The sequence below is a fragment of the Amphritea pacifica genome (assembly GCF_016924145.1).
Taxonomy (GTDB): domain Bacteria; phylum Pseudomonadota; class Gammaproteobacteria; order Pseudomonadales; family Balneatricaceae; genus Amphritea; species Amphritea pacifica.
On sequence record NZ_JAFFZO010000046.1, the window covers coordinates 19,048 to 29,559 of the forward strand.

At 53.1% G+C, this 10,512-nt stretch carries 9 protein-coding genes; 6 read left to right on the forward strand and 3 right to left on the reverse strand.

All coding sequences use genetic code 11. The features are described from left to right. Nucleotides 1-3 precede the first annotated feature (3 nt). A complete protein-coding gene (locus JW499_RS19950; RefSeq protein WP_205212234.1) occupies nt 4-567 on the forward strand; it encodes a hypothetical protein in 564 nt (187 codons plus the stop codon). A 68-nt stretch (nt 568-635) separates the two neighbouring features. Here JW499_RS19950 and JW499_RS19955 read toward each other — a convergent pair whose 3' ends face one another. The 3 genes from JW499_RS19955 to JW499_RS19965 form a co-directional block, all read right to left on the reverse strand. Further along, nucleotides 636-2,126 carry a di-heme oxidoreductase family protein gene (locus tag JW499_RS19955; RefSeq protein WP_205212235.1) on the reverse strand — a complete coding sequence of 497 codons (1,491 nt, stop codon included), beginning with the start codon at nt 2,124-2,126 and terminating at the stop codon, nt 636-638. A gap of 9 nt (nt 2,127-2,135) precedes the next feature. Then, nucleotides 2,136-2,669, reverse strand: a complete 534-nt coding sequence (locus tag JW499_RS19960; protein ID WP_205212236.1) for a hypothetical protein — start codon at nt 2,667-2,669, stop codon at nt 2,136-2,138. A gap of 298 nt (nt 2,670-2,967) precedes the next feature. After that, the gene (locus tag JW499_RS19965) at nt 2,968-3,978 is read right to left on the reverse strand and encodes an AraC family transcriptional regulator (protein WP_205212237.1); all 1,011 of its coding nucleotides are present in this window, start codon (nt 3,976-3,978) and stop codon (nt 2,968-2,970) included. 193 nt (nt 3,979-4,171) lie between these two features. Between JW499_RS19965 and JW499_RS19970 the strand changes: the two genes are divergently transcribed. The 5 genes from JW499_RS19970 to JW499_RS19990 all read left to right on the forward strand — a co-directional run bounded on the left by JW499_RS19970 (nt 4,172) and on the right by JW499_RS19990 (nt 10,162). Continuing rightward, nucleotides 4,172-4,921 carry an electron transfer flavoprotein subunit beta/FixA family protein gene (locus JW499_RS19970; RefSeq protein ID WP_091352310.1) on the forward strand — a complete coding sequence of 250 codons (750 nt, stop codon included), beginning with the start codon at nt 4,172-4,174 and terminating at the stop codon, nt 4,919-4,921. An 11-nt stretch (nt 4,922-4,932) separates the two neighbouring features. Continuing rightward, the gene (locus JW499_RS19975) at nt 4,933-5,862 is read left to right on the forward strand and encodes an electron transfer flavoprotein subunit alpha/FixB family protein (protein ID WP_205212238.1); all 930 of its coding nucleotides are present in this window, start codon (nt 4,933-4,935) and stop codon (nt 5,860-5,862) included. Between the two features lie 23 nt (nt 5,863-5,885). After that, the gene (locus tag JW499_RS19980; protein ID WP_205212239.1) at nt 5,886-7,631 is read left to right on the forward strand and encodes an acyl-CoA dehydrogenase; all 1,746 of its coding nucleotides are present in this window, start codon (nt 5,886-5,888) and stop codon (nt 7,629-7,631) included. A gap of 27 nt (nt 7,632-7,658) precedes the next feature. Then, a complete protein-coding gene (locus tag JW499_RS19985; RefSeq protein ID WP_205212240.1) occupies nt 7,659-9,308 on the forward strand; it encodes an electron transfer flavoprotein-ubiquinone oxidoreductase in 1,650 nt (549 codons plus the stop codon). Between the two features lie 233 nt (nt 9,309-9,541). Then, entirely contained in the window at nt 9,542-10,162 is a 621-nt protein-coding gene (locus JW499_RS19990; RefSeq protein WP_269814592.1) for an SDR family NAD(P)-dependent oxidoreductase, read from the forward strand. Nucleotides 10,163-10,512 lie beyond the last annotated feature (350 nt).

The window sequence follows — 10,512 nt, forward strand, 5'->3', positions numbered from 1 at the left end:
ATAATGAAGATCACCGTAATACTGACACCCGACGTCTTCGCAGATAACAGGTCTGCTTTGGGGCGTCAGGCGCAGGAGAGTATCAGGGAGGCGTTAACACTGAAGCAGAGCGGGCGGGCTCATCAGGTCGTGGTTGTTTCAATCGGACAGCCGTTAAGCGAACCGGTGCATGCCGGGTTGCTGTTGCAGGGGGTTGATTCGACGCAGTTCAGCGCTTGTGACCGCAGCCCGGGGCCGATGGAGCTGGCTGAACACTGTGTCGCAATCGTTCAGTTGCTCTCCCCTGATCTGATGTTTATCGGTCGTGGTGACAATGAGCATCAGAGTCAGCTCGGTACTATGCTGGCCGAGCTGCTGGCGTTTCGGCTATCCCAGTCTGATCCGGTTAAAGAAGCTCAGCTCTACCGCACTCTGGTAATTCGCGAAATTGGCAATGGGATGCATACGGTGCGGGTGTCGTTGCTGAATACGGCTGACCGCCACCTCTCTTCAGTGACAAGCCCGGTTGTATTGCCGCAGAATCCCCAGCTATTGGACCTGTTCACTCATCCGGCTGCTGGGAAATAGATCGCTGGCCTGCTTAGGCATACTGGCGAAAATAGTAAAAAGCGGTGTCTCAGCGTCGGATAATCGTGTTACAGGCTACCGATAAATTTTAGTATCGCTTGCCGTGATTCCCGCTTCAGATGAATATATTTCTGTCTGGCCTGTTCCGCTTCGCCGCCATGCCAGAGAATCGCTTCCTGGATATTACGTGCCCGGCCATCGTGCAAAAAATGGGTGTGGCCATTAACGGTGCGGGTCATGCCGATCCCCCACAGTGGTGCGGTTCTCCATTCCTGAGCAGTGGCATCGAAATCCGCTCCACCTGACAAACCTTCCCCCATATCGTGTAACAGCAGATCGGTATAGGGACGAATCAACTGATTTTCCAATCGGGCAATTTCGTGTTCGCCGGTTATTACCCGGGATTTATGGCACTTCTCGCATCCGATTTTGTTAAACAGAGCCATGCCCTGCTGCACCTGTGGGGTTTCCATATTACGCCGATAGACCACACCCAGTAGCTGCAGGTAGGTGGTCAGGTCTTTTAACTGATCGGGCCGGAGCTCGAACTCTTTGCTATCGAAGGCGCGGAGACAGCTGAGCTGTTCTGGTTCGCAGTTCTGTCGGGTTTTATGGACCCTACTCTGGTCATCATAGCGATACAGGAAGAGCTCATTGTTGATCCCCATATCGTTAAAGGCTGCAGTGGCGGCCTGTTGACGGATATCGAAGGCATTGGACTTCCAGGAAAAGCGGCCTATGGCTTTGCCTCCGCGTTCGAGGTCCCAGACATAGTTTGGGCGGCCAGAGATGCCATCACCATCCCGATCATCCGGGTCTGCCCAATATAGCAGTGTACGTTCCGGAATGGCTTCCAGAAGGCCCAGGCCAAAGACCGGTGGTGCCAGGCGCAGAGTGATCTGTGTATCCGGCGGAAGCGCACCATAGGCCAGATCCGTTATCAGAAATTCAGGTTGGCGCAGGGAGTAAGATTCTCCATCAGGGAACACGCCCGGAGTGTCATGCCATTTTATCCGCACATGGGCTTCAGGCTTTACCTCTTTAATCGCCCGGTCACTGATTTGCAGACCATAGCCGGGAGGGGATAAGGGTTCACCATAGAGGCCGATGCCGGGGATAGAAACCCTGAGAAACCCGCCTTCAATCGGTTCATCCGGCCCTGCCGGAGGTTGTGCTCTGCCATCAGATGGGTGGCAGGCATCGCAGGAGGAGTTATTAAACAGAGGACCGAGCCCGTCGGTAGCAGAGAAGGCCTGACCAAAGATTTTATCACCCCGCTCAAATGCGGCCTCAAGTCCCGAAGACAGGTAGGGGGCTGACTGTTCAAAAGCCTTGTTATCCGAATGGAAATGGGTCAGATCCCCGGCGCTGAAACTGTCTTTCTGGTGGTTCTGGCGATCATTTATCCAGACTTCACCATATCCAGTAAAGGGGCGCCATAATAATCGGTAAGCCTGATAGCTCAGCAAGCTGATTGCCACCGCTAGTGACACAAAAGCAATGATGACGGTCGGGGTCGATAGCCGTGAAACCTTACGGTTGCGTATGTTAGCCATCATCAGAATCAGTTACCGGTTGTTCGCAGGGCCGTCTGACGGGGTTCTGGTCAGATATAGGCGCAATGCTGACAGCAGAACCGCTATACCTGCCAGCCAGTAGCCGTAACCGAGTAACAGTGTGGGATAGGTTGATTCGGTCTCAATCCAGACAGAAAAGAAAAAGTAAGCGTACCACGAACCGCCGGCAATCACAGGCCCCAGCCACATGGTGATCCAGCGGTTCTGCATGGCGATCGCATTACAGATAATCACAAAGAAAATTGTCAGCCTCATCATAAACTCTGGATTATCTGTCCAGTAGATAAAATTGTTAATGCGATAATTATAGATAAAGGTCGTCAATTCTGAGATCACAACCAGCACCATTGCTATTCTCAGAACGGTATAAACGATATGCATCATTCTGTTTTCAGCGGCAAGGGTGAAGCCCTTACTGACTACGTAGAAGTAGAACGTCATGGCGATAGTGGATGTGCCCAGACACAGTCCTACGGTCCAGATGCGAAATAGCTGCGATAAATAGAGTAGCTGGAGTTCTGTCATGGGAAATTTTCATTACAAATAATGAGAATTATTATCATTAATGGATAATTAAAACAATAATATAAGCCATTTTTCTGACAGATTCAGAATGATTCTTTGAATGGGACAATAAAAAAACCGGCAACTGCGAGGCAGCTGCCGGTGAGAATAATAAACTAAGAATGCAAAGCTCACAGACATGAGGCTGTGAGCTGGAGGGCGTTTATACGGTGTATATTCTGGCGGTTATGCGAGGCTGTGACGATAGCCTGAGCAGTCAGTCTTTTGACCTAATCGGACAGATGCTGGGAGCTCCGGCCTAGCCCTTTGACTTGCGGTAAGTGCTGGGAGAGATGCCGGTCCAGTGTTTGAATGCCCGGGTAAAGGCCGCGGCTTCAGCGAAACCCAGTCGTCTGGCGATCCTGGAAATTGGCAGGTTCGGCTGACTGAGAAGGTGAATCGCTTCGTCCCGTCGAACACCGTCCTTGATCTCCTGAAAGCTGGTGCCCTCTTCATCCAGTTTACGCCGCAGGGTCCGGGAGGTGGTATGCAACTGGCTGGCGATATCTTCCATACTGGTATCGACCATCGATTCGGCATTTTCAAGGTAGTCCATCACCTTACGGGTATACACCGGGTAATAGGATTGTCGCTTAAACCAGTCCAGCGGGGCGCGCCGCAGATAACTGCTGAGATTCTGAACAGTCTGTACCACTGGCGCATTCATAATCGCCCGGTCAAAGGTCAGACTGTTATGGGGCTGGTCGAACACTGAAGGGCAGGGGAACATTAAACGGTATTCTTCGAAGTGGGCGGGTTTTGAATGACGAAAGCCGACCTGTTTCAGTGGAATCCGCTGGCCGATCAGCCAACTGGGAAAACGATGCCATAGCAACAGCAGAAAATCGATCAGGGCATGATCCGGGTCTTTCTCCGGATGGGTCAGATCCAGGGTGAAAATAACCCGATCCTCCTTTTCGGTAATCGTCATGTGGGAGGCAGGTACCAGCAGGTTATAGAAATGAACCGCCTGGGTGAACACCTGCTGCAGATCGGTGCAATGGATCACCATACGGCACATCACTGCGAATACACCAAAACGACAGGGAGGGCTGGCAAGGCCAAGGTAGTCATCATCGCTATGCCGCAGGATCGACTGGACCAGGCGGCTAAGCTGCATCGGCGTGATGCGCACTTCATGGTTTCTTAACAGTTCACTGTTAAGCCCGGCCTCCCGTAACAGCTGCTGTTCATTCAGCCCGTTCGCGCGTGCACCTTTGAGCATCGCATTGGCAAAGTGAATCGAGATCGAGTGATGGTTATAGCTCATAAACGGGTACCAGAAACATTAAATGATTGTCCTATAATGGAGCTGTTTGTCCGATACTATCAGAAATATCCGAAATTAAATGGTTTGTTGTGTCCGAAAAAGTCAATTATAAGGCTTTTTTCGTTATTGTTGTCCTGGCTGACAACAGGCAAACTAGATCTCAATAAGAAACCGCAATCTAAAAGTGAGTGCTATGAAGATACTTGTTCCGGTAAAGCGCGTTATCGACTACAACGTTAAAGTACGGGTTAAGTCTGATAACAGTGATGTTGATCTGTCTAACGTCAAAATGGCCATGAATCCGTTCTGTGAAATCGCTGTAGAAGAAGCGGTTCGCTTGAAAGAGGCGGGTGTTGCCAGCGAAATTATTGCGGTATCCATCGGCGATAAAGCCTGCCAGGAGCAGATCCGCACCGCCCTCGCGCTGGGGGCTGACCGTGGCATCCAGATCGAGACTGAATCGGCTCCTGATGCATTGTCTGCTGCTAAACTACTCAAAGCCGTGGTACAGGCTGAACAGCCACAGCTGGTCATTATGGGTAAGCAGTCTATCGATTCAGACAACAACCAGACCGGCCAGATGCTGGCGGCGCTGCTGGATTATCCTCAGGCAACTTTCGCTTCTGAAGTGAAGGTTGAGGGCGATAAGGTGCAGGTGACCCGCGAAATCGATGGTGGTTTGCAGACTCTGGAGCTGGATCTGCCCGCAGTGATCACCACCGATCTGCGACTCAACGAACCCCGTTATGCCTCTCTGCCTAACATCATGAAAGCCAAGCGCAAGCCACTGGATGTGAAAACTCCGGCGGATCTGGGGGTTGAAGTGGGTAATAAAGTCACCCTGGTGGCAGTCAACCCACCGGCCGAGCGTCAGGCGGGTATCAAGGTAGCATCTGTCAGTGAGCTGGTGGATAAACTGAAAAACGAAGCAAAAGTAGTTTGAGGAGCGGGCAGATGACAATTCTGGTAATAGCTGAACACGATAACCAGGCACTGAAGCCTGCAACACTGAACACGCTGGCTGCCGCACAACAGATCGGCGGTGATATTGAACTGCTGGTGGCGGGGCATAACTGCCAGGCGGTTGCCGATGCCGCGGCAGCGATCCCTTCTGTGGCAAAGGTGCTGCTGGCAGACAACGCCGCCTATGAACATCAACTGGCGGAAAATATTGCTAAGCTGATTGTTGCACTGGTCAGCGGTCACAGCCATATCCTGGCACCTGCGACCACCAGTGGTAAGAACTATCTGCCACGGGTTGCCGCACTGCTGGATGTTAACCAGCTGTCCGATGTGATCGCCGTTGAATCTGCTGATACGTTTCAGCGTCCGATCTATGCCGGTAACGCAATCGCAACGGTGAAAACTGACGATGCAGTTAAGTTGCTGACCATCCGTGGCACTGCGTTTGATGCGGTGGTTGCTGAGGGTGGCAGCGCCGCGATTGAAGCAGTGTCTGAGGTGTGTGATGCCGGAACATCCCGCTTTGTTGGCGAAGAGCTGGCGAAGTCTGACCGTCCTGAACTGACCGCAGCATCGATTATCGTCTCCGGTGGCCGGGGTATGGGTAATGGTGACAATTTCGAAATGCTCTATGGTCTGGCCGATAAACTGGGCGCGGCTGTGGGGGCCTCACGGGCTGCCGTAGATGCAGGCTTTGTACCTAATGATATGCAGGTAGGTCAGACCGGTAAGGTTGTTGCCCCTGATCTCTATATTGCGGTGGGTATCTCCGGTGCGATTCAGCATCTGGCGGGGATGAAGGATTCGAAAGTCATCGTGGCTATCAATAAGGATGAAGAAGCGCCGATCTTCTCCGTCGCGGATTACGGGCTGGTCGCAGACCTGTTTGATGCGGTACCGGAACTGTCTGGCCAGATCTAAAAAGTAAATTACAGGTAAAGACCATGAGTGACTACAAGCACCCCCTTACAGATGCCGAGTTTGTTCTGAATGAACTGGTACAGTTTGATCAGTTGTGTGCTGATGCCGGGCTGGAAGATATCAACAGCGAGCTGGCGTCGGTGATTCTCACCGAAGCGGGTAAGCTGGGTTCTGGCATGCTGGCCCCTCTGAACCGTACCGGTGATCTGAATCATCCGGTACTGGGTGACAGTGGCGTACAGCAGACCGAAGGCTTTGCTGAAGCCTATAAGGAGTATGTTGAGGGGGGCTGGGCCACGCTGACCGCTGCTGAAGAGTTTGGCGGACAGAATTTGCCAAATGTGCTGGGCACCGCAGTCAACGAAGTGTGGCAAACCGCGAACCTGGCGTTTGCACTCTGTCCGCTGCTGAGTCAGGGGGCGATCGAGTCGATCAGTCACCATGGTAGTGATGATCTGAAACAGCATTACCTGCCAAAACTGGTCAGTGGTGAGTGGACCGGTACCATGAACCTGACCGAATCCGATGCGGGTACCGATCTGGCGGCCGTTAAGACTAAAGCGGTGCCTAACGGTGACCACTATCTGATCACCGGGCAGAAGATCTTTATCACCTGGGGTGACCATCAGATGACCGATAATATCCTGCATCTGGTGCTGGCTCGTTTGCCGGATGCCCCCGCGGGTGTGAAAGGTATCTCACTGTTTATCGTGCCCAAATTCCTGCTGGATGAGAACGGCAATCCTGGCCAGCGCAACGACGCCTATGCGGTCTCTCTGGAGCATAAACTGGGTATCCACGGCAGTCCGACCTGCGTTATGAGCTTTGGCGATAACGGTGGTGCAGTCGGTTATCTGGTGGGCGAGGAGAACAAAGGCCTGGCGTATATGTTCACCATGATGAACCATGCGCGTCAGGGGGTTGGCCTGCAGGGGCTGGCCGTCTCCGAGGCGGCTTATCAGCATGCGCTGCAGTATGCCAAAGACCGGATTCAGGGCACCAATAAAGATGGCAGCCGTTACCCGATTATTCGTTTCCCCGATGTTCGCCGTATGCTGATGACCATGAAGGCCGGCACCGAAGCGATGCGGGCGCTCTGTCTGGTGGCCGCCGCCGAAGCCGATCGCGGCAATGCTGCCCGGATTGAGCTGCTGACACCCATTGTTAAAGGCTGGGTGACTGAGTTTGCTCAGGAACTTACCTATCTGGGCGTGCAGATTCATGGCGGGATGGGCTTTATCGAAGAGACCGGTGCGGCACAATTCTACCGTGATGCCCGGATTCTCACCATCTATGAAGGCACCACCGGGATTCAGGCGCTGGACCTGGTTGGACGTAAAACGCTGGTCAATGGCGGTGAATCCCTGCAAGCTCTGTTGGATGAGATGGCCGCTGATATCGCCCAGTTTGAATCCCTGGGTGGTCAGTTCACCCTGGCAGCACAGCAGTGCCGCAGATCACTCGATAATGGTATTGCAGCGCGTCAGTGGTTGCTGGATAGTGCAGTGGATAAGAATGCCCCCGGCAGTGCCAGCGTTAACTTTATGATGCTGTTTGGTTTCCTCTGTGGTGGCTGGCTGATGGCGAAAAGTGCCATGCGGGCACAGGCTAAGCTTGACGCAGGTGAAGGTAATCCTGAATTCCTGCAAGCCAAGCTGGCAACTGCCCGGTTCTTCTGTGAACATATGCTGCCCCGTACCCAGTCCTGCCTTGCCTCTGTGATGGCCGGCAGTGACAGCATAATGCAACTGGATGAAGAGCAGTTTTAGTCGCGCAAAACGACGAGGATAAAAACAATGCAAAGAGAATCGATGGAATTCGATGTAGTGATTGTCGGTGCCGGTCCCGCCGGACTGTCCACTGCATGTCGTTTGATGCAACAGGCAAATGACGCCGGCCAGGAACTGATGGTCTGCGTGGTTGAAAAAGGAGCCGAGGTGGGCGGACATATTCTCTCCGGTGCGGTGGTTGAACCCCGCGCCCTGGATGAGCTGTTCCCCGAGTGGAAAGCACAGGGCGCGCCACTGAAAACTGAGGTCACTGAAGATCAGATCTACCTGCTGAAAAGCGGCGAGAAAGCGACCAAAATCCCCAACGGCTTTGTACCCAAAACCATGCACAACCATGGCAACTATATTGCCAGTGTCGGCAACCTGTGCCGCTGGCTGGCAGAGCAGGCGGAACAACTGGGGGTCGAGATTTTCCCCGGCTTCCCCGCCTCGCACATTATCTACGGCGATGATGGCCGGGTGGCCGGTATCGGTACCGGCGATATGGGGCTGGATGAAAATGGCGAGCAAAAAGACAGCTATATGCCGGGTATGGACCTGCTGGCGAAATACACCATCTTCACCGAAGGGTGTCGCGGCCATCTGGGCAAAGAGCTGATCGCTAAATTTGAACTGGATAAAGACGCCGATGCCCAGCACTACGGCATCGGTATTAAGGAGTTGTGGGATGTACCAGCGGACCAGCATCAGCCCGGTCTGGTACTGCACGGTGCCGGCTGGCCGCTAAGCGACGCCGGTGCCAGCGGTGGTTTCTTCCTCTATCACGCCGAAGATAATCAGGTGGTAGTGGGGCTGATCACCGATCTTAACTACGATAATCCGCACCTGAGCCCGTTTGACGAGTTCCAGCGGATGAAACATCACCCGCTGATCTCAAAGTATCTGCAAGGCGGCAAACGGGTCTCCTACGGTGCCCGGGCGATCACCAAAGGTGGCTTTAATGCCCTGCCGAAGATGACCATGCCCGGCGCACTACTGCTGGGTTGTGACGCAGGCACCCTGAACTTCGCCAAGATCAAAGGCACACACACCGCGATGAAGTCCGGTATGATCGCCGCCGAAACGATCTTTGCCGCACTGACAGGGGGTGATGAAGGTGGTAATGATCTGACCGCTTACGGCGAAAACTTCAAAAATTCCTGGGTCTATGAGGAGCTGTACAGCAGCCGCAACTTCGGTCCGGCGCTGCACAAATACGGCACCCTGATCGGTGGCGCACTGAACTTTATCGATCAGAACATCTTCAGTCTGCCGTTCACCATCCGTGATAACCATGCGGATTATGCGCAGATGAAACCGGCCAGCGAGTGTGCCGCCATCAGCTATCCGAAACCGGATGGTGTGCTCAGCTTTGACAAGCCCTCCTCGGTGTTTATCTCCAACACCAACCATGAGGAAAACCAGCCCTGTCACCTGAAGCTAAAAGACAGCAGCATCCCGCTGAATCATAACCTGCCTAAGTTTAACGAACCGGCGCAGCGTTACTGTCCAGCAGGCGTATACGAAGTGCTGGAAAACGATGCGGGAGAGAAACTCTTCCAGATCAACAGCCAGAACTGCGTGCACTGTAAAACCTGTGATATCAAAGATCCTGCCCAGAATATTACCTGGGTGGCGCCAGAGGGCGGCGGTGGGCCTAACTACCCCAACATGTAAAAACGAACGCGCCTCAGGGCGCGTTTTTTACATATTAGGGTAGTCAGAACGCGACTTCGTCGCTTGCTAGATCGGCGCTACGCGCCTGGCTAGACGTTGCTTCGCAACTTGCGAGTGGCTAGGAGCCGCTGCGCGGCCTGGGGCTCGAATACCCGTGTAGGAGCGCCTTCCAGGCGCGAAAGGTATAAACAAGGGGCTGATTTAGTAAAATAAATCTGTCCCCTTTTTGGGCACTGGTAGCTGAAATAGAGCAAGTGGGTGGCGTTGCGACCGCACTGACATGTGACATTTCTCAGGAAGAGCAGTTATTAGCGACTTTAAATCAAGTGGTGGAGCGCTTCGGTGGCCTTGATGGTCTGTTCGCCAATGCGGGGGTACTGGGTGAGTTTAAATCGATTGCCGATACCGACAGTAGCGATTTTGATGCCTTGATTCAAACTAACTTTCTGGGCACCTTTTTAACCATTAAGCACTGTCTGCCGGTACTCAATAGCGGCGCCATAGTGATCAATGCTTCATGGACTGCCAACGCAGTCATGCCCGGAGCCGGAGCCTATGCAGCCACGAAAGGGGCGCTACTGGCAATGATGAAGACCATGGCCATTGAAGAGGGAGCACGCGGCCTGCGGGTCAATGCTATCAGCCCGGGCATTATCCTCACGCCGATGGCAGACGACGTGCTCAGTGCTGAGCTGTCGGGCAAACTGGCGGCCCATAGTGCATTGAAACGCAATGGTGTGCCTGAAGATGTAGCCGGTACCGTCGCCTGGCTTCTCTCTGATGATGCTGCATTTGTGACAGGCCAGGAGATCATCATAGACGGCGGATATACTATCGGTGGCCTTCGGTTATAGAGGGTGAATAGGCGATTCTAAGGTAAGAGTTTTATACCGAAATTCAGATTGGGTAACACACAGTGAAGCCCAACCTACAGGCTTATAGAAATGGAGTTCAGTTGGTCACAAAATCCGCTTAAAAAGACTTTCCGATCCACGAGCAAACTGGGAACCGACGTTCGAACAACGAGCTACGCCGATGCTTTTCCTGGCAAGCGACGAAGTCGCATTCTAATCACAACTAGATAATTGGACTCCCCTCGCCCCTGAACAGGATGCGAGGTACGCTGACAGTTCTCACACAACCAACTGGAGTCCGTAATATGAACATTAGCATTGCTGGCGTTGATTTGGCAAAAAAGGTCATT